We start from the raw sequence: 18,472 nt of genomic DNA on the forward strand, positions 1-18,472 counted from the left end.
GCGTTGGTGCACATGACAGCTATCGACTCCACCACCTCGGGTGCGTACGGGATCGGCCTCGCCACGATCGCCGCGGACGGCACCGTGCTGGACACCTGGTTCCCCTTCCCGGCGCTGGGCGAGCCCCCGGCCGTGGGCACCGAGCCGATCGCGGGCGAGGACCTCGGCGAGGGCATGGCGGACCTGGTCGGCCCCGACCCCGCCCGGGGCGTCGAGGTCGTGGCCGTGCGCACCGGCATCGCCGACCTGTCGGCCCCGCCGGCCGACGCGCACGACGTGTACCTGCGGCTGCACCTGCTGTCCCACCGCCTGGTCCGGCCGCGTTCGATCAACCTCGACGGGATCTTCGGGCTGCTCGCCAACGTGGTGTGGACCAACCACGGCCCGTGCAGGGTGGAGGGCTTCGAGGAGGTGCGGCTGCGCCTGCGGGCCCGGGGCCCGGTGACCGTCTACGGCGTGGACAAGTTCCCCCGGATGGTCGACTACGTGCTGCCCTCCGGCGTGCGGGTCGCCGACGCCGACCGCGTACGGCTCGGCGCCCACCTCGCGAGCGGCACCACCGTCATGCACGAGGGCTTCGTCAACTACAACGCCGGCACGCTCGGCGCCTCGATGGTGGAGGGCCGCGTCTCCGCCGGGGTGATCGTGGGCGACGGGTCCGACGTGGGCGGCGGCGCCTCGATCATGGGCACGCTGTCCGGCGGCGGCAAGGAGGTCATCTCGATCGGCGAGCGCTGCCTGCTCGGGGCCAACGCCGGCGTCGGCATCTCGCTGGGCGACGACTGCGTGGTTGAGGCCGGGCTGTACGTCACGGCGGGCACCAAGGTCACGCTGCCGGACGGGACGGTCGTGAAGGCCAGGGAGCTTTCGGGTAAGTCGGGTCTGCTGCTGCGCCGCAACTCGACGACCGGCGCGGTCGAGGCGGTGTCCCGCGACAGCAGAGGCATCGAGCTCAACGCCGCTCTGCACGCCAACGACTAGGCCGCGACCAGACCCTGAATTGACCCTGAGTCTGCCCTGAACTTGGCCTTCGGCCCTGTGACCGGCGGGAGGGCGGCCCGTACGGTGAAGGCATGGGACGCATTCTCCTCATCGCCGCAGCCGTCATCGTCGGGTTCTTCCTTCTCGGTTCCGTCATCGGGCTCATCTTCGGCGCGCTGAAGTGGGTTCTGATCATCGGCGCGATCGCGCTGATCGTGTCGGTGGTGCTGAAGCTCACCCGGAGCAGCAGGTCCGGTCACTACAGCTGACCGGTCTCGTGACCGTACGGAAAAAGGGGCGGGCCCCGCCGCGGATGCGGCGGGGCCCGCTGTCACTCGCGCCTCGTGTTACGAGAGGGGCGGGTAGGCGTTCTGCATGAGCTGCTGGAACTGGGCCGAGAACCAGTGGCCCGAGACCGGGGCGCCGGCGAGAGCACCGGACGGGTTGTTGCCGTTCAGGTTGTTACCGCCGTAGGTCGGGTCACACATCCGGTCGAAGCCCTTGCCCTCGTCGTTCGGGATCTGAGAGCTGGAGCCGTCGGACTCACCCGGAGGCTTGATCCAGACGTAGGCGTCGAGACCGGCGGCGGGGGTGGCCCTCGGCCGCTCACCCATACCGGCGCCGGACTGGTTACACCAGTTGCCGGCGTGGATGCGGCGGTCGATACGGGACTGGTTGACGAACGTGTCCACGCTGGTGGACGTGCTCGGCCCGGTCGGCCGGGCCGAGCCGCCCCAGCCGTTGCGGGAGGTGTCGATCAGCATGCCCAGCGTGTTCGGGAAGCCCTTCGCCACCAGAGCGTTGCGGAGAGCGACCGCGAAGGACTGCTCGTCCACGTACCAGTTCCAGTCGACCCACTTGGACTGGCGCACCGACTGGCCGTTCACCTGGGTGTTGATGGTGAAGTACGGCTCGATCGTCGCGCCGAAGTTGGCGGTGTTCACGATGAAACCGTCGATGCTGTTCACGCCGGCGGTGGTGCCGGTGGCGACCTGGTGGAAGAGGTTCACCATCGGCTGGAAGTTGTTGTCCCAGCCGAGCCAGGCGTGGTGCGCCGCGTCCACGTAGGTGTAGACGTTCTTGATCGCGTGCAGCTTGTTCAGCGCGTACTGCACACCCTGGACGTAGGCGCCCGAGGACTCGGCCTCCTGACACGCCTGGAACGCGCTCACGTTGGTGATCAGGTTCGGCAGCGAGTCGGGCTCGATGATCGTCACGATGCGGAGGTTGGAGTACTTCGAGTCCGCCATGATCCCGGCGATCACGTCGATGTACTCGCTCTTGTACCGCGCGAGACCGTTCTGCGCGATCTTCAGCTCGCCGTTCGAGGCCAGCGCCGAGCAGTCGCGGTTCGGCAGGTCGTAGATGACGACCTGGATCGTGAGAGGCGTGTCGCCGTTGGCCGCGTCCTGCTTGACCGCCTCATCGAGGTGGTCACGCAGGCCCTTGCTGTTGTTGCCGGCCGAGCCGGAGGTGATCGCGGCGATGCGGTCCAGCCAGACCGCCGTGGAGATGTTGGCCACGCGCGAACCGCCCGGCTCGGACTTCGCGCTCGCCGACCAGTCGGGGTTCACGTACCCCGTGGCGCCGACGTACGGGTTGTCCACATGGGTCCCGGGCGGCGGCGGCGAGGTCGACGGAGAGGCCGACGGCGACACCTGCGGGCTCGGCGACACCTGCGGGGAGGGGGAGACCTGCGGGCTCGGCGACACCGGCGGAGAGGGGGAGACCGGCGGAGAGGGGGAGACCGGCGGAGTCGGCGACTGCTGGGTGCCGTTGCAGCTGACGCCGTTGATCTTGAAGTCGGTCGGCGTCGGGTTGCTGCTGGTCCAGGTGCCGTTGAAGCCGATGCTCGTCGAGCCGCCGCTGGACAGCTGCTTGTTCCAGTCCATCGGCGTCACCGTCACGGTGCTGCCCGACTGGGTCCAGTTGCCGGACCAGCCCTGGCCGACCTTCTGGCCGCTGTTGGGGAAGGTGAAGGTGAGCGTCCATCCGTTGAGCGCGTCGCCCAGGTTCTGGATGCTCAGGTTGGCGGACATGCCGCCCTGCCACTGACTGGCGGTGTAGTTGACCTTGCACGCGACCGCGGCACTCGCCGATGTGGCGGTGGCTACGGCCGCCGTGGAACCGAGGGCGAGCACGGCCGCCGCGACCAGGCCGCGGCGCACCGTGGAGCCCACGGCTCCCGGTCGGGGGGTGGATCTCATTGGGAAGGTCCTCCTGGCGATGATTGCTGCGCTTGGGAGCGCTCCCACGAACCATAGGCACCACCTCCGGCGCCGTACAGAGACCCGTCAAGGGCCGCCGGGCGGTGAGGTCGCGGCCCGATGTGTGCCCTACGTCCGAGCAGGGATTCCGTCACGGTGTTACATCTGAAGGCACTTGCGTGTTTCGTGAAAGTTTCACCATTTCGCAGGTGAAACGCATGGCCAGAGGGCCGATGCGAGGGGACGAGGGTCGACGGGTAGCATCCGTGAGTCACACATATCGCGAATGGGGAACGTCATGACCGTCAAAGTGACCGTCACCGGCGCGGCCGGCCAGATCGGTTACGCGCTGCTCTTCCGCGTCGCCTCGGGCCAGCTCCTCGGGGCCGACACCCCGGTGAAGCTCAGCCTTCTGGAGATCCCGCAGGCCGTGAAGGCCGCCGAGGGCACGGCGATGGAGCTCGACGACTGCGCGTTCCCGCTGCTGCGCGGCATCGAGATCTCCGACGACCCGGCCAAGGCCTTCGACGGCGCCAACATCGCGCTGCTCGTCGGCGCCCGCCCGCGTACGAAGGGCATGGAGCGCGGCGACCTCCTGGAGGCCAACGGCGGTATCTTCGGCCCGCAGGGCAAGGCCATCAACGACCACGCCGCCGACGACATCCGTGTGCTGGTCGTGGGCAACCCGGCCAACACCAACGCGCTCATCGCGCAGTCGGCGGCTCCCGACGTGCCGGCCGAGCGGTTCACCGCGATGACCCGGCTCGACCACAACCGCGCGCTCTCGCAGCTCGCGACCAAGCTGAACGTGCCGGTGGCCGAGGTCAAGAAGATGACGATCTGGGGCAACCACTCCGCCACGCAGTACCCGGACCTCTTCCACGCCGAGGTCGGCGGCAAGATCGCGGCCGAGCAGGTCGAGCAGGAGTGGCTGCGCGACACCTTCATCCCGACCGTCGCCAAGCGTGGCGCCGCCATCATCGAGGCGCGCGGCGCGTCCTCGGCCGCGTCCGCGGCCAACGCGGCGATCGACCACGTGTACGACTGGGTGAACGGCACGCCCGAGGGCGACTGGACCTCGGCCGCCATCCCCTCCGACGGCTCGTACGGCGTGCCGGAGGGCCTCATCTCCTCCTTCCCCGTGGTGTCCAGGAACGGCCGCTGGGAGATCGTCCAGGGCCTGGAGATCGACGCGTTCTCGCGCGAGCGGATCGACGCCTCGGTCGGCGAGCTGGTCGAAGAGCGGGACGCCGTGCGGGCGCTCGGCCTTATCCGGTAGCTGTCACGCGAGGGGCGGGCCGGTCACCGGCCCGCCCCTCGCGTTTTCCGCGGGTTTCCCGTGCGCCACGGCTCCGTCTGGGCAGTTGACGGGCATGGACGGGATGTACGACGTGGTGGTGCTCGGCCTGGGACCGGGCGGGGAGGGCGTCGCGGGACGGCTGGCGGAGGCCGGCCTCAGCGTGGCCGGGGTGGAGGCCCGCCTGATCGGGGGCGAATGCGCCTACTGGGGCTGCGTCCCCTCCAAGATGATGGTGCGGGCCGCGGGGCTGCTGGCCGAGGCACGCCGGGTGCCCGGCATGGCCGGTTCGGTCAGGGTGTCCCCGAAATGGGCTCCGGTGATCGACCGGATCACCGGTGAGGCCACGGACGGCTGGAGCGACGAGGCCAAGGCGGAGCACTTCGAGAGCGCGGGCGTCCACCTCGTCCGGGGCCGCGGCCGGATCACCGGGCCGCGCGAGGTGACCGTGGACGGCCGGGTGCTGCGGGCCCGGCGCGGGATCGTCCTCGCCACCGGGACCAGCCCCGACATCCCCCCGATCGAGGGCCTGGAGGGCACGCCGTACTGGACGAACCGCAACGCCGTCACCGCCCGGCAGGCGCCCGAGTCGCTGATCGTGCTGGGCGGCGGGGCGGTCGGCTGCGAACTCGCCCAGGTGTTCGCCCGGTTCGGCACGCGGGTGTCGGTCGTGGAGCCCGCCGACCGCCTGCTGCCGCAGGCGGAGCCCGAGGCGGGCGTGCTGCTGGCCAGGGTGTTCGCCGGTGAGGGCCTCGCGACCTACACCGGCGTCGGGGCCGAGAGGGTACGGCACGACGACGACGGCTTCACACTGACGCTGGAGGACGGCCGGACCCTCCGCGCCGCGCGTCTACTGGTCGCCACCGGCCGCAGAACCGACCTGGCCGCGATTGGCGCCGCGGAGGCCGGCCTCGACGAGAGCGCCCCTTTCGTCGCCGTGGACGATCGGATGCGCGCCGCCGACGGCGTGTGGGCGGTGGGCGACGTGACCGGCCGGGGAGCCTACACGCACGTCGCCGTCTACCAGGGCAGGATCGCGGCCCGCGACATCCTCGGGGAGGGCGGCCCCGCGGCCGACTACCGGGCGGTGCCCCGGGTCACGTTCACCGACCCGGAGGTGGGCTCGGTGGGCCTCACGGAGCGGGAGGCCCGGGAGGCCGGGCTCGACGTACGGGTGGGCTTCGCCCACGTCGACGAGTCGGCCCGCGGCTGGATCCACGGGGCCGGGCACGAGGGCTTCGTCAAGCTGGTCGAGGACGCGCGAAGCGGCGTGCTGGTCGGCGCCACGAGCGCCGGGCCGGCCGGCGGGGAGGTGCTCGGCGCGCTGGTGGTGGCCGTGCAGAACGAGATCCCCACGACGCGGCTGCGGCACATGATGTACGCCTATCCGACCTTCCACCGGGCCATCGAGGACGCGCTCGAGACGCTCGACGGCCAGGTGCCGGGCCTGTGAGCCCAGTGTCCCCGCCGCACTGGCCGCCATCGCCACCAGCGCCGCCACCTCGGAGACGACGGTCAGGCGCTGGGTGAGCCCGGCGGGCACCGTGCCGGGGTCGAGGTGCAGCATCCGGAAGGCGTACGGCAGGACCACGAGGAGCAGCGAGCCGAGCGCGACGGCGCACAGCACGCGCACCAGACGCGAGCGGGTGGCCCGGGCGACGAGCAGCCCGGCCACCGGCAAGCTCACAAAGGCCGCGAAGGCGGCATAGCGGTGGATGCCGCCGGACAGGGACAGCGACAGCCCCGGCCGGTCGGTCGGGAACCCGGCGACCAGCAGCAGGCAGGCGCCCCACACGCCCACCAGCAGCGCCGCCCGCCGGTCCAGCCGCGACAGCCGTACGGCGAGGACGGCCGAGCCCAGGGCGATCGCCGTCAGCGCGACCGGCAGCAGCCATCCGTGCGGCGCGAAGGCGTACTCGCTGATCATGTCGGTCAGCGGGTCGAGCCCCGCCACCAGATGTAACGCGAACATCGCCGCGGCGCCGATCGCCACCAGCACGTATCCCAAGACCATCCCCATGGCACTTCACTGTGGCCGCGGGGAGGGCGGCGGCCCATCGGAGATCCACCCGAGCCGCCCCTGAGGGAACCCCTAGGAGACGTCGGCGGAATCCGCGGGGGCCGTCTCGGGGGTGGAGGCGCGGAACCAGCGGCAGCCGTACCGGCCCATGGGGAAACGGGCCCGGCCGTCATCGGAGATCTCGACCGTGCCGTCCACCAGGAGGTCGGTCAGCACCTTGGACGAGTCGAGCCCGTCCAGCGTGATCTCCACCTCCGTCTCGGTCTCGCCGAGGTTGTGCACGGCCACGACCGTCTCGCCGTCGCAGTCGGCCCGGTGGGCGAACACGGCGGCCACGCCGGTGTCCAGCACCGTGTAGTCGCCCCACGCGAACTCCGGGCAGTCGCGGTAGTGCCGGATCAGCCGGGTGATCCAGGACAGCAGCGAGTCGGGGTCGCGCTCCTGCGCGCTGACGTTGACCTTCTCGGGGCCGAAGTCCCCGGTGGGCATGGGAATCCGCACCTTGGAGGGGTCGGCGTCGCTGAAGCCGCCGTTGCGATGGGGGGTCCACTGCATCGGCGTGCGGACGGACTGGCGGCCCTCCAGCTCCAGGTTCTCCCCCATGCCGATCTCCTCGCCGTAGAAGAGCACCGGGGTGCCCGGCAGGGAGAACAGCAGGCTGTAGACCATCTTGATCCGGTCGATGTCGCCGCCCAGCATCGTGGGCACGCGCCGGCGCAGCCCCCGGCCGAACAGCTGCATGTCCTTGTCGGGGCCGAAGGCCGCGAAGACCTCCTCGCGCTCGGCGTCGTTCAGCTTGTCGAGCGTGAGCTCGTCGTGGTTGCGGACGAACGTGGCCCACTGCGAGTCCTTGGGCGGGGCCGGCCGCTCCCGCAGGGCGGCGGCCAGCGGACCGGCGTCCTGGCGGGCCAGCGACAGGTACGTCCGCTGCATGGTGATGAAGTCGAAGCACATGGTGATCTCGTCGCCGAGATCGTTGCCGAAGTACCGCACCAGGTCGTCGTAGGGCAGGTTCACCTCGCCGAGGAGGATGGCGCTGCCGTCGCGGCGGCTGAGGAAGGCCCGCAGGCAGGCGAAGAACTCGTGCGGGTCGGGCAGGTCGTCGCTGTCGGTTACCTGCTCGACGAGGAACGGCACGGCGTCCACCCGGAAGCCCGACAGGCCCAGCTCCATCCAGAAGCCGAGGATCCGGGAGATCTCGTCCTGCACCTCGGGGTTGGCGGTGTTCAGGTCGGGCTGGAACCGGTAGAACCGGTGGAAGTAGTACTGCTCGGTCTTCTCGTCGTACTCCCAGAGGCTGTCCTCCTCGTCGGGGAACACGATGCCGTTGGGATCGTCGGGCTCCGGCTTGTCCGACCAGATGTACCAGTCCCGGTAGCGGGAGTCCCGGCTGGAGCGCGCGTCCTTGAACCAGGGATGCTGGTCGGAGGTGTGGTTGACCACGAGATCGGCGATGACCCTGATGCCGCGGTCCCGGGCGACGCGCATGAACTCGACGAAGTCGCCGAGCGTGCCCAGGCGCGGATCGACGCTGTAGAAGTCGGTGATGTCGTAGCCGTCGTCCTTGTCGGGCGTCGGGAAGAACGGCATGAGCCAGATGCATGTCACGCCCATCCGGTCCAGATGGTCGATGCGCTGGATCGCCCCTCTGAAGTCACCGATCCCGTCGCCGTTGCCGTCGGCGAAGGTCTCGATGTCGAGGCAGTACACGACCGCGTTCTTCCACCACAGGTCGGAGGTCATGCTCAATCTCATGACCGTTCCCGATGCCCGGTAAAGGAACGGCAAAACATCGGGCCCGCGCCGCCGCAGCGGCGCGGGCCGACGTGGTACCGCAGGCGCGGCCGGTCACGACCGCGATGTCACCATGAGTCACGTCTTAGAGCGGCGTGACCTGTTCGGCCTGCGGTCCCTTGTTGCCCTGAACGGTCACGTAGCTGACTCGCTGATTCTGGTCCAGCGTCCGGTAACCGTTCGAGGTGATCGCCGAATAATGAACGAACACGTCAGCGGTGCCGTCGTCCGGAGCGATGAAACCGAAGCCCTTTTCGGCGTTGAACCACTTGACAGTGCCTTCAGACAACTGCTTCTCCTTCTTGGAAGCCACACCATGTTCCCAGGTCGGGAGCATGAGGCTGCGTGGCGGAATCGTTGCGCGACCGCGTGAGACGCTGGAAACGCGCGCATATCCGCCGCCGGGCTGACCCGGGTGCGCTTTTTACAAACCATGTTTTCAGGAATTGTCCACTGCGACACTCGCAGCCTGTCGGGAGAGTACCCACGATTACCCGGAGCTATGCCGGTGCCGCCATATACCACCGCGCGTGCCCGTCACCGCGCGTGAGCGAGTCGAGCCGCCGGGGCAACTCCTGCCGGGAGAACGGGTCGCCGGAGGCGTTACGGATGTGGATGCCCACGGCGTACATGTCCCGCACCTCCATCAGCGTGCTGTAGCCGGGCCACAGCCGCAGGTCCGAGCCGTACGCGCGGGCGAACTCGTCCACGTCGGCCGTCGACAGGCCGAAGCGGCGCTGCCCGTGGTAGGTGTGCACCAGGTCCCACTCGCGCGGGCCGACGGCCACGCCGTCCCAGTCGCACAGCACGACATGCCCGTCCTGGCACCGCAGCAGGTTGTCGATCCAGGCGTCGCCGTGCAGCAGCACCGGCGAACCGGTGTCGAGGTCGCGCCAGCGTCCGGTGAGCTCCTCGATGCGGTCGCTCAGCCACGACCGCTGACCGGCGGTGAGCACCTCGGCCCGGTGCTCCACCGCGTGCCGCACCTCCGCGAGCGGATCGGTGAGCGTCCGCAGCCCCACCGGCGGCACCGGCTCCCGGTGCAGGCTGCGCAGCACCCGGCCGAGCTGCCGGGTCGTCGGGCGGCCGCGGGAGGGGACGTACCGCCAGAAGGTGACCGCCCGGCCGTCGTGGACGATCGGCTGGTGGGCGATCTCGTCGGCCGGCCGCACGGTGGGAAAGCCCCGGTCGGCGAGCCAGCGGGCGACCGCCACGACCACCGGCAGCCGGGTCAGCGCGTCCGGCGCGGTCGCGATCCGCACCACCATCTCCCCGCCGCGCGCGTCCGCGCGCAGCTTGAAGACCGCGTTGCTGCGCAGCCGCAGGAGCTGCGCGCCCCGCGCGTCCACCCCGATCGTCGCGCAGACCTCGCGCAGGACCCTGAACGCCTCCTCGGCCAGCGGCGCCGGCTCCATCGTCCTCATGGCGGCTTCACGCGTTCTCGGCGGCAGAGGAGTCCGTCGCGGGGAACAGCCCGCTGAGGGCGAGCGTGGGCACCGACTCCGCCAGCACCCGCCGCAGACGCCGTACGGCGGGCAACGCGGGGTCGGCGTCCGCCAGCAGGGCCCTGGCCCGCGTGACGACGATCGAGGTGCGGTGCTCGGCGGGGACCTGCCGCAGCGCGTCCTCGGCGATCCGGCAGGCCTCCTCGTGGTCGCCGTTCCTGGCCAGGTGGCTCGCCTGGTCGAGCAGGATCAGCGCCGGGTCGATGGTCTGGAAGCCCGGAGGGAACCCGTCGATGCCCTGCACCTGCTGGGCGTCCCCCAGCTCGATCAGCGTGCCGGTGCGGTAGAACTTCATCCGCTTTTCCGTGAAGACGAAGGCCAGGTCGTCCTGGCTCATGCCGCGCATGCGGGCGAAGATCTGCTCCGCCTCGGCGAGCGCGATCCTGGCGGCCTTGCCGTCCCCCATCCTGGCGAGCGCGCGGGCCTCGGCCGCCGCCGCCAGCGCCGCCGGCGAGCTGGGGGCCGATCCCGCCAGCATCCGCGCCTCGCGGGCCAGCCGCACGGTCTCGTTCAGGTCGCCGTAGTAGTACAGGAGCATGGTCTGCTGGGCCCGCACCAGCGCCCGCAGCCGCAGGTCGCCGACGTCGTCGGAGGCGGCGCGGGCGGTGCCGTACCACGCGTGGGCCTGGCGGGTGTCGCCCAGCTTCATCAGCGCGTCGGCGGCGAGCAGCGTGAGCATCGTGGTCGCGGTGAGCAGGCGGCGCTGCACCGAGGACGGCTGGCGGGCGGCGCTCAGCCGGCGCACGTCGGAGATCTCCAGCATGACCCGGCAGAGCATCGGCGTCGGCGGGGTCGTCATGTACTCCCTGCGGTAGCGCAGCACCTGCTCGTCCAGCCGGTCGAGCTGGTCCTCGCTCACCGTGCCCGTGGCCAGCGTGCGGTCGAGGTCGTGGCGCAGGCCCTCGACCTCCGCGAAGAACCTGCCGTTGGGCGTGCCCATCAGCATCGCCTGGTGGAACAGCGCCCGGCGCTCCGGGTCGTCGGGGACCGGGTCCTCGGCCCGGGCCTGCTCGCCGCCCTGACCGGGCCCGACAACGACGATCTTCTGTGCGCCCGCGTCCTCGCAGTAGTCGGCGGCCAGGCCGAGCCGTACGGCGTTGGCCCGGTAGAGCCGGGCCAGCAGGTCGATGGTCTGGGGACGCGGACGGGCCCGGTTGTTCTCCCAGGCGTTCAGCAGGTCGATGCTCGCCCGCGGGTGACCGAGGTCCTGCTGCTCACACAGGTGCTCCAGCTCCTCGATGGCCTGCCGGGCCGACCACCCGCGGCCGAGCCGGTGGGCCTTCAGCAGGCTGACGCCGCAGCACCCGTGGATCGCCTGGACGGTCTGCCAGAGCGTCCACTGCCGTGCCTGTGCCTGTTCGCGCCAGCGACGCGCGCAAGCGGGTGAGTGCTCTCCGCGGGCCATGTGCACGCCCTCCACTGGTGAAGCGGTCCCCGTTTACGGTTGTTTCCCCACGGTAAACGCGCAGGCACACAACCTCCCGCGACTGTTATGCCTTCGTGTTCGGGAACCCGTGTGTGTTCCACGGAATCCGGGTGAGTTCCCTGGTTATTGCACGATTTCGGGGAATGCACACGATTGCCGGTAGGTCGTTGCGGGTTCACCCTTTCCGGTGATAGGTCCTGACGTTCCCCGGAGGCTGAGGATGACGACGGTAGACCGCAGCGAGGCGATGGACCACCTGGAGCGGCTCGCCGCCCAACTCGAGGCCCACTCCTTCCAGGTGCGCCTGACGGCGCCGGCCGGCCTCTATCCGCGACTGCGTGTCATCAACCCCATGGAACCCACGATGGCCGAGGACGTGCTGGCGTCCAACGCCAGCGACGGCGAGTGGTGGTACTGGCTGTCGTGGGCCGGCCGGATCGGGCACGCCTCCGACGTGGTCACCGCCGCCGAGCGCATCGCCAGCGTCCTCCACGTCATCCGCCGCTGACCGTCGCGGCGAGGGTCAGGCGAACTTCGACCTCGGGCGGTCCTGGAGGACGCCGTCGACGTACACGTCCACCTTCTCGTCGTAGAAGGCGACCAGTCCGGCGATCTTCTGGGACTCCGCGAGCGGCGTGGGATAGGACCAGACCAAGTCCCTGCCGGACTCGTCCTCGCCGACCGACCAGTACACCGCGCGGCCCTTGTACGGGCAGTGGGTCACGGTCTCGGACGGGCGCAGCAGGTCGAGCCGCACATCGGTCTTGGGCAGGTAGTAGCGCGGCGGCAGGCCGGTCTCGAACAGGATGCGCGGGCCGCGCGAGTCGGCGACGGTGACGCCGTCCACCTCCACCCGGACGTGGCGCGAACTGGCCAGGACGTCCACGCGGGTGTACGGGTCGCGGGCGTGGACGAAGACCTCCTCGTCCTCCTCGAACCAGTTGTCCATCGCGTTCCAGTCGAAGCGGACGTGGCCCCGGATCTCCTCCAGCGGGGCGTCGTCCCCGTACACCAGGGCCGCGCCGGGCCGGCCGGCCACGTCGTGGACCACCGCGTCTCCCCTGCTGGGCGAGTGCCGCGTCTCTCCGGTGGCCTTCAGCTCCTCCACGCGGACGTCGTCCGCCGGGAAGTAGTACGTCGGGTAGTAGGGCGCCTCCCAGACCAGCAGGGCCCGGGTGGTGTCGGCCACCGGGCGGCCCTCGGCGTAGACACGCACGCGCTTGGCCGTCGTCTCCACCCGGACGCGGCCCCGTTTCGTCGGCTCCATGCCTGCGCCAACCAAGGGGCGGATCGTCCTTATTCCCCGGCCTCACAATCGCCATTTCCGGGTGTGCGGGCCCGGGTCGGCCCACGCTATCGACAGCGAGCGAACAGGTCGCTTACCCTCGGCTGGGTGGGTCTTCGCCTTTACGATACGCATCGCCGCGCCGTCCGCGATTTCGTCCCTCGAATTCCCGGAATGGTGTCGATTTATCTCTGCGGTCCCACCGTCGTCGTGCCGCCCCATGTGGGACAGCTCAGATCGCAGGTCAATTTCGACATCCTGCACCGCTGGCTGAAATGCAGCGGATATGAGGTCCTGCTCTGCCGGAACGTCACCGACATCGAGGACAAGATAATTCACAGGTCCATCGCCGAGGGGGTCCCCTGGTGGCGGATCACCGATCCCGTCCACCGCGCCTTCGTCCGTACGTACACCGCTCTGGGATGCCTTCCGCCCAGCGTGGAGCCGCGGGCGACGGGACACATCCCCGAGATGATCGAGATGGTCGAGCAGCTCGTCGCGTCCGGGCACGCCTACGAGTCCGACGGCGACGTGTATTTCTCGGTCGGCTCCTACCCGAACTACGGGTCCCTTTCCCGGCAGCAGGCCGAGCGCCTGCGGACGGCCGAGGAGAACGAGCGGGGAAAACGGGACCCGCGCGATTTCGCACTGTGGAAGAGCGCGAAATCCGGCGAGCCGGTGTGGCACTCACCCTGGGGCGAGGGGCGCCCGGGGTGGCATCTGGAATGTTCCGCGATGGCTCGCAGATATCTGGGCACGGAATTCGACATCCACGGCGGCGGAGCCAATCTCATATTTCCGCACCACGAGAACGAGATGGCGCAGTCGCGAGCCGCCGGGGATTCCTTCGCGCGTTTCTGGCTGCACAACGGGCCGGTCACGCACCGGGGCGAGAAGATACGCAAACACCCGCGCAACCCGCTGGCCGTCCCGGCCCTGCTCGACCGCGTACGGCCGGTCGAACTCCGCTATTACCTGGCGGCGGCCCATTACCGGTCGCCGATGGAATTCAGCCCGGACGCCCTGGACGAGGCGGCGGCGGCCTACCGGCGCGTCGAGCGGTTCGTGCTGCGGGTGGGCTCCGACGCCGCCGCACCCCTCCCCCCGCAGTTCAGCGAGGCGATGGACAACGACCTGAACGTGCCGCAGGCCCTGGCGGCCGTCCACGGCTCGGTGGCCGAGGGCAACGCCGCGCTGGCAGCCGGAGATCGCGAACGGGCGGCCGGCAAATGCCGGTCGGTCCGGGCCATGCTGAATGTCCTCGGCCTCGATCCGCTCAGCGATACCTGGCACCGGGAAACACATCTGCAGGAGGTCGCGGGGGCCGTACTCCGGGTGGTCCGTAATCTCGCCGCCGCCAGCGCCCGGCAGGGGGATCACGAGCGCGCACGGGTCATGGAGCAGCACATTGAGATGGCGCTCGCCAAACGACGCCAAATCGAGCACCCCGCGCTTATCAGATAGATCTTGATGGCCCGGCCGGCGGGTGAGCGCTCACATCCCGGCCGGGCCCGGCCCTCGCGGCTTGGACCGTTCCCCTTCCCCTCGTGCCGTCTATTGACCCGTCTCACGATGCGTACAACCCTGGGGCTCACTTTGCCCCGGTTCGTGTGAAGGGACTCTCCGATGACCAACCATCTGTTCGCACGCCGACGTCTGCTCGTGGCGCCGGCGGCCGTGCTGGCGCTCGCATTTCCCCCGGCCGGCGCCGCGGCGGCCGAGCCCGCCTACGCCGGCACGTGCACGGTCTCCCAGACGACGCTCGTCTACACGGCGACGCCGGGGGTGGCCAACGAGGTGACCGTCCAGGCGCCCGGGCTCACCGGCTACTCCCTGGGGGTCCGGGACGAGGCGGGCCCGATCAAGGGCTGCAGCCCCGATCCCCGCGACGGCGAGGCCGTCCTGGTGGGCAACGTGATCAAGAAGATCAAGGTCGTGGCCGGCGACGGGGACGACGTCGTCGTCATCGCGGCGGACATAAACGTCCCCCTGCCCACCGTGGTGTACGGCGGCGACGGCGACGACGAGCTCAGGGGCGGGCGCGGCAGGGACGACCTGCGCGGGGGCACGGGCGACGACGACCTGCGCGGCGGGGACGGCAACGACCGCCTGCGCGGCGAGGCCGGCGACGACGTGTTGCGCGGCGGAAACAACGACGACACCCTCGACGGCGGCAAGGGCGCCGACGATGTACGCGGCGACGCCGGAACCGACGAGGTCGACGGCGGCCCCGGAGACGACGAACTGCGCGGGGGCACGGGCGACGACGAGCTCAACGGCGGCGCCGGCGCCGACGACCTGAGCGGCAACGCCGGCAACGACGAGCTGAACGGGGGCAGCGGCGGCGACGACCTCGACGGCGGGGCGGGCACCGACGACTGCAACGGCGGCCCCGGCGCGGACAGGACCACGGCCTGCGAGTAGCTCCCACGGCCGCCTGCGACGCACGGGTGACCGAGAAGCGCACGTTACAAGAACAAGAACTGACGTCCGGAGGATAATTCTGGCCAATTCGTGGGAATCATGACGGCACCAGCTGACGGACACCGCCGAAAGGAGGGCCCCGATGAAGAAGGTGCAGATCGTGCCGCGACCGCGGCCACCGAGAACTCCCGCCCCGATCGACCTGCGCACCCCCTCGGGAAGGGTCCTCCCCTACTAGTCCGCCGGTGTCCCCGGGTCAGCTCCCGGCCAGCTCGTAGCAGCGGGCGAAGCCCTCCAGCACCGCGGGCCAGGAGCACCGGACCGGCTCGGTCTCCCGGTTGTGCTCGGCGATCGACTGACGCAGGCCGGAATCCCGGGCCAGCCGTACGACCGAGGCGACGAGGTCGTCGAACGTGCGGCCCAGCAGGCCCTCCTTGCCCGGCCTGACGAAGTCGGCCACGCCGCTCTGCGCCCGCGCGACCACCGGCACCCCGGCCGCGCGGGCCTCCAGCGCGGCCAGGCCGAACGACTCGCGCGGCGCCGGGGCCACGAACACGTCGGCCTCGGCCAGCAAGTCCTTGATCTGCTCCCGGCTGTACCTGCCGGGCAGTGACACCCAGCCCATCCGGTGCGCCCGCAGGTAGCGCTCCATGCGCCCGCGGGCCGGGCCGTCGCCCACGATCGTCGCGCGCATCGCGACGTTGCCCGGCACCCTGTCGCGCGCCGTCTCCAGCAGCTTGAGCAGGCGCAACGGCTGCTTGCGCGGCGCCAGCCTGCCCACCGCCACCACGTGCACCGTCTTTTTCGCCGGCTCGTCATGGGCGTCCCGTACGGCGCCGGGCTCGGGCCGCCACGAGGCCACGTCCAGCCCGTTGGAGACGACCTGCACCGGCACGCGCGGCCCGGCCACGGCGCGGATGGGGCGCGCGGCGGCCTCGCTCACGGCGGTGAGGACCAGGCCCCAGCGCCGCCACTCGAAGGCCGCCTGCAGCGCCCGGTACACCCCCCGCGTGACCGGATCCCACATGCTGTGCACGGTCGCGACCACCGGGAGCCCGGCCCGGACCGCCGCGCGCACCCCCATCCACGCGAACGGCGAGACCGCCCCCGTGTGGACGTGCACCACGTCGAACCGCCCGCTCGTCATGAGCCGGAGCAGGTGGGCCGTGCCGCGCGGGTGGACCGGCAGGTCGAACGGGAGGTTCGCGACCACGCGGTGCACGCCGGGCAGCCGCTCCCCCGGCGTCGCCGTCACCACCTCGACCGTGTGGCCCGCCTCGCGCTGGGCCCTGACGAGGTCGGCGACCTGCACCTCGATTCCCCCGAGCCGCGGCAGGTAGCAGTCGCTGACGTGAAGAATCCTCACCGGGCCAGCCTGGCAGAGTGCGCCACGCCCATCAAACCGCTCACGGGGAGGGCGGCGCGGTCCGGGCCGGGCCACGTGGGATCATGTCGGGAACTGGCCGCTACGGCAGCCGCGGTGGCAGCCGCGACGGCACGGACGAGTGGAGCACGCGATGACGACGTTCCGTGGGGCGCGATGAGGACGGCGGTGTTCTTCCACGCCCATCCCGACGACGAGGCGCTGCTGACCGCCGGGACCATGGCGATGCTGGCGAACGAGGGGCACCGCGTGGTGCTCGTCGTCGCCACGGCCGGCGAGCGCGGCCTCGCCGAGCTCCCCCACGGCGAGGAACTGGGCAGAGCCCGGACGGAGGAACTGCACCGCTCGGCCGCCGCCCTGGGCTGCGCCCGGGTCGTGCTGCTCGGCTACGGCGACTCCGGCCTGGCGATCGACGGCGGCGTCGCCGACGACCGCCCGGACAACGCGTTCATCGACGCCGACATCGAGGAGGCGGCCCAGCGGCTGGCCTCGGTGCTCAAGGAGGAGACGGCCGACCTGCTCACCATCTACGACCCGGCGGGCGGCTACGGCCACCCCGACCACGTACAGGTCTACCGGGTCGGCAGCCGGGCCGCCGAGATCGCCGGGACGCCCATCGTGCTGGAGGCGACGGTCGACCGCGACCTGCTGCTCAAGGGCGTACGGCTGGCCTCCCGGTTCTACCCGGCGATCGACGTCCGGAGCTTCGAAAGGGCCTACTCGCCCCGGGACGCGATCACCCACCGGGTGAACGTGCGCGGACACGCCAAGGCCAAGCGGGCGGCGATGGCGGCCCACGCCAGCCAGGCCACCGGCGGCGACGGAGACCGCACGCTGGGCGCGATGCTGAGGATCCCCGGATTCGCCTACCGCTACGTCTTCGGCACCGAGTGGTACGTGCGCCGCGGCCTGCCCAGGGGCACCCGCCTGCGGCACCCGTTCGACAACCCCTAAGGGTGGTGATCCTCCGTCAGGAGGAGCCGACCGCCCGCACGGACCGGCAGACTGGGAAGGACCGACACCGGACTGGGGGCATACGCGGGTGAACAGGAAGTGGCTGCAGATCGCGCTGTCCGCGGTGTCGCTCGGGCTGGCCGGGGCGCTGGTGCTCTATCTCCCGCAGATCGTGCACACGCTGACCGGCGCCACCGTGAGCTGGCGGGAGATCGGCCACCAGTTCGGCGGTCTCGGATGGCAGACGATCGCGCTGATGAGCGCCTTGTGGCTGGCGAGCCTGTGGGCGTACACGTTCGTGATGACCTCCGCGCTGCCCGGCCTGACGCACACTCAGGCGCTCACGCTCAACGCGGCCGGGAGCGCGGTCAGCAACCTGCTGCCGTTCGGCGGGGCGGCGGGCGTGGCCCTGACGTTCGGCATGACCCGCGGCTGGGGTTTCGCCAACCGGCCGATCGTCGTCTACACGCTGGTCACCGGTATCTGGAACTCGCTGTTCCGCTTCATCCTGCCCGCCGTGGGGATCCTGGGCCTGCTGATCGCGGGCAAGGCCACCAACCCCACGGTCGCCAAGGCGGGCTGGGCCGGCGCGGTGTCGATCCTCGCGCTGGTGGCCGTGGTGGCCGCCGCCCTCTACTGGGACCGCGCCGCCGCCGTGCTCGGCCGCGCCCTGGACGGGCTCGTACGGCTCGCGCCCCGGCGGTTCCGCCCGGCGGAGCACGCCGCGTCGGCGGCGATCGAACGGCTGCGCCGGGACACGGCCGACATCATCCACAGCCGGTGGGCGGGCCTGTCGCTCGGGATGGTCGCCTTCCTCGTCCTCCAGTGCCTGATCATGGCCGCCTGCCTGGTGGCCACCGGCTCGTACCCGGGACCCGCCGAGACCGTCGCCGTCTTCGCGCTGAGCCGCGTCCTCACCACCGCCCTCGTCACGCCCAGCGGGGCGGGGATCATGGAGGGCGGCGTCGCCACGCTGCTGATCGGGGCGTTCGGCCAGCCCGCCGGCGGGGCCACCGCCGCGGCGGTGCTGTTCGGCTTCTGGACCTACACCATCGAGATCCCGTGGGGCGGGCTCGCGCTCGGCGGATGGGCGCTGCTGCGCCGGCGGGACGCCCGCACCGAGGGTGCCGGACCGGCGCCCTCTGCGCGCCGCACGCGCGTCCCCTGACTGTCTGCGGATCCCCCTCGTGATCTC

At 70.9% G+C, this 18,472-nt stretch carries 16 protein-coding genes and 1 pseudogene; 9 read left to right on the plus strand and 8 right to left on the minus strand.

What is annotated here, in order from left to right:
- The first annotated feature begins 12 nt into the window (after positions 1–12).
- Positions 13–981 carry a 2,3,4,5-tetrahydropyridine-2,6-dicarboxylate N-succinyltransferase gene (gene dapD, locus ACWEQG_RS33930; protein WP_452291080.1) on the plus strand — a complete coding sequence of 323 codons (969 nt, stop codon included), beginning with the start codon at positions 13–15 and terminating at the stop codon, positions 979–981.
- Between the two features lie 92 nt (positions 982–1,073).
- Positions 1,074–1,250 (plus strand): hypothetical protein, encoded by a 177-nt coding sequence (locus ACWEQG_RS33935; protein WP_346229018.1) that lies wholly within the window; start codon positions 1,074–1,076, stop codon positions 1,248–1,250.
- A gap of 78 nt (positions 1,251–1,328) precedes the next feature.
- Here the strand turns inward: ACWEQG_RS33935 and ACWEQG_RS33940 are convergent, their stop codons facing one another.
- The gene (locus ACWEQG_RS33940; protein ID WP_452291081.1) at positions 1,329–3,188 is read right to left on the minus strand and encodes a glycoside hydrolase family 6 protein; all 1,860 of its coding nucleotides are present in this window, start codon (positions 3,186–3,188) and stop codon (positions 1,329–1,331) included.
- Positions 3,189–3,486: 298 nt separating this feature from the next.
- Here ACWEQG_RS33940 and ACWEQG_RS33945 point away from each other — a divergent pair, with 298 nt between their 5' ends.
- Both ACWEQG_RS33945 and ACWEQG_RS33950 read left to right on the plus strand, forming a co-directional pair.
- A complete protein-coding gene (locus ACWEQG_RS33945) occupies positions 3,487–4,467 on the plus strand; it encodes a malate dehydrogenase (protein WP_363463152.1) in 981 nt (326 codons plus the stop codon).
- A gap of 94 nt (positions 4,468–4,561) precedes the next feature.
- On the plus strand, positions 4,562–5,938 hold the full coding sequence (locus tag ACWEQG_RS33950) for a dihydrolipoyl dehydrogenase family protein (protein ID WP_452291084.1): 1,377 nt from the start codon (positions 4,562–4,564) through the stop codon (positions 5,936–5,938).
- Positions 5,939–6,019: 81 nt separating this feature from the next.
- Here ACWEQG_RS33950 and ACWEQG_RS33955 read toward each other — a convergent pair.
- The 5 genes and pseudogenes from ACWEQG_RS33955 to ACWEQG_RS33975 all read right to left on the minus strand — a co-directional run.
- A pseudogene (locus ACWEQG_RS33955) lies at positions 6,020–6,505 on the minus strand (DUF998 domain-containing protein); the annotation flags it as partial.
- Positions 6,506–6,577: 72 nt separating this feature from the next.
- Positions 6,578–8,260, minus strand: a complete 1,683-nt coding sequence (locus ACWEQG_RS33960) for an alpha-amylase family protein (protein WP_452291086.1) — start codon at positions 8,258–8,260, stop codon at positions 6,578–6,580.
- Positions 8,261–8,384: 124 nt separating this feature from the next.
- Positions 8,385–8,588, minus strand: a complete 204-nt coding sequence (locus ACWEQG_RS33965; RefSeq protein WP_030511616.1) for a cold-shock protein — start codon at positions 8,586–8,588, stop codon at positions 8,385–8,387.
- A 211-nt stretch (positions 8,589–8,799) separates the two neighbouring features.
- Positions 8,800–9,723, minus strand: a complete 924-nt coding sequence (locus tag ACWEQG_RS33970) for a phosphotransferase enzyme family protein (protein ID WP_452291088.1) — start codon at positions 9,721–9,723, stop codon at positions 8,800–8,802.
- 7 nt (positions 9,724–9,730) lie between these two features.
- On the minus strand, positions 9,731–11,209 hold the full coding sequence (locus tag ACWEQG_RS33975; RefSeq protein WP_452291090.1) for a helix-turn-helix domain-containing protein: 1,479 nt from the start codon (positions 11,207–11,209) through the stop codon (positions 9,731–9,733).
- Positions 11,210–11,450: 241 nt separating this feature from the next.
- Between ACWEQG_RS33975 and ACWEQG_RS33980 the strand changes: the two genes are divergently transcribed.
- Positions 11,451–11,738, plus strand: a complete 288-nt coding sequence (locus tag ACWEQG_RS33980; protein WP_079315904.1) for a hypothetical protein — start codon at positions 11,451–11,453, stop codon at positions 11,736–11,738.
- Between the two features lie 15 nt (positions 11,739–11,753).
- On the opposite strand, the gene ACWEQG_RS33985 is transcribed toward ACWEQG_RS33980, so the two are convergent.
- Entirely contained in the window at positions 11,754–12,497 is a 744-nt protein-coding gene (locus ACWEQG_RS33985) for a DUF427 domain-containing protein (protein ID WP_452291092.1), read from the minus strand.
- A gap of 126 nt (positions 12,498–12,623) precedes the next feature.
- On the opposite strand from ACWEQG_RS33985, the gene cysS reads away from it, so the two are divergent.
- Entirely contained in the window at positions 12,624–13,979 is a 1,356-nt protein-coding gene (cysS, locus tag ACWEQG_RS33990; protein WP_452291179.1) for a cysteine--tRNA ligase, read from the plus strand.
- Between the two features lie 162 nt (positions 13,980–14,141).
- Positions 14,142–14,939, plus strand: coding sequence for a calcium-binding protein (locus ACWEQG_RS33995; protein ID WP_452291094.1), 798 nt, complete (start codon positions 14,142–14,144; stop codon positions 14,937–14,939).
- Positions 14,940–15,195: 256 nt separating this feature from the next.
- Here the strand turns inward: ACWEQG_RS33995 and ACWEQG_RS34000 are convergent, their stop codons facing one another.
- Complete coding sequence (locus ACWEQG_RS34000) at positions 15,196–16,305, minus strand: glycosyltransferase family 4 protein (protein ID WP_452291096.1); 1,110 nt, start codon at positions 16,303–16,305, stop codon at positions 15,196–15,198.
- 174 nt (positions 16,306–16,479) lie between these two features.
- Here ACWEQG_RS34000 and ACWEQG_RS34005 point away from each other — a divergent pair, with 174 nt between their 5' ends.
- On the plus strand, positions 16,480–17,277 hold the full coding sequence (locus ACWEQG_RS34005; protein WP_452291098.1) for a PIG-L deacetylase family protein: 798 nt from the start codon (positions 16,480–16,482) through the stop codon (positions 17,275–17,277).
- 88 nt (positions 17,278–17,365) lie between these two features.
- Positions 17,366–18,445, plus strand: a complete 1,080-nt coding sequence (locus tag ACWEQG_RS34010) for a lysylphosphatidylglycerol synthase domain-containing protein (protein WP_452291099.1) — start codon at positions 17,366–17,368, stop codon at positions 18,443–18,445.
- Positions 18,446–18,472: the final 27 nt, after the last annotated feature.

The sequence above is a fragment of the Microbispora sp. NPDC004025 genome, assembly GCF_053604425.1.

Bases quoted from the DNA above. Each gene is read 5' to 3' on its own strand.
- ACWEQG_RS33970 (WP_452291088.1), bottom strand. From the start codon at position 9,723: ATGAGGACGATGGAGCCGGCGCCGCTGGCCGAGGAGGCGTTCAGGGTC.
- ACWEQG_RS33980 (WP_079315904.1), top strand. From the start codon at position 11,451: ATGACGACGGTAGACCGCAGCGAGGCGATGGACCACCTGGAGCGGCTC.
- dapD (WP_452291080.1), top strand. From the start codon at position 13: ATGACAGCTATCGACTCCACCACCTCGGGTGCGTACGGGATCGGCCTC.
- ACWEQG_RS33985 (WP_452291092.1), bottom strand. From the start codon at position 12,497: ATGGAGCCGACGAAACGGGGCCGCGTCCGGGTGGAGACGACGGCCAAG.
- ACWEQG_RS33950 (WP_452291084.1), top strand. From the start codon at position 4,562: ATGGACGGGATGTACGACGTGGTGGTGCTCGGCCTGGGACCGGGCGGG.
- ACWEQG_RS34005 (WP_452291098.1), top strand. From the start codon at position 16,480: ATGAGGACGGCGGTGTTCTTCCACGCCCATCCCGACGACGAGGCGCTG.
- ACWEQG_RS33935 (WP_346229018.1), top strand. From the start codon at position 1,074: ATGGGACGCATTCTCCTCATCGCCGCAGCCGTCATCGTCGGGTTCTTC.
- ACWEQG_RS33995 (WP_452291094.1), top strand. From the start codon at position 14,142: ATGACCAACCATCTGTTCGCACGCCGACGTCTGCTCGTGGCGCCGGCG.
- ACWEQG_RS33940 (WP_452291081.1), bottom strand. From the start codon at position 3,188: ATGAGATCCACCCCCCGACCGGGAGCCGTGGGCTCCACGGTGCGCCGC.
- ACWEQG_RS33945 (WP_363463152.1), top strand. From the start codon at position 3,487: ATGACCGTCAAAGTGACCGTCACCGGCGCGGCCGGCCAGATCGGTTAC.
- ACWEQG_RS33975 (WP_452291090.1), bottom strand. From the start codon at position 11,209: ATGGCCCGCGGAGAGCACTCACCCGCTTGCGCGCGTCGCTGGCGCGAA.
- ACWEQG_RS33960 (WP_452291086.1), bottom strand. From the start codon at position 8,260: ATGAGATTGAGCATGACCTCCGACCTGTGGTGGAAGAACGCGGTCGTG.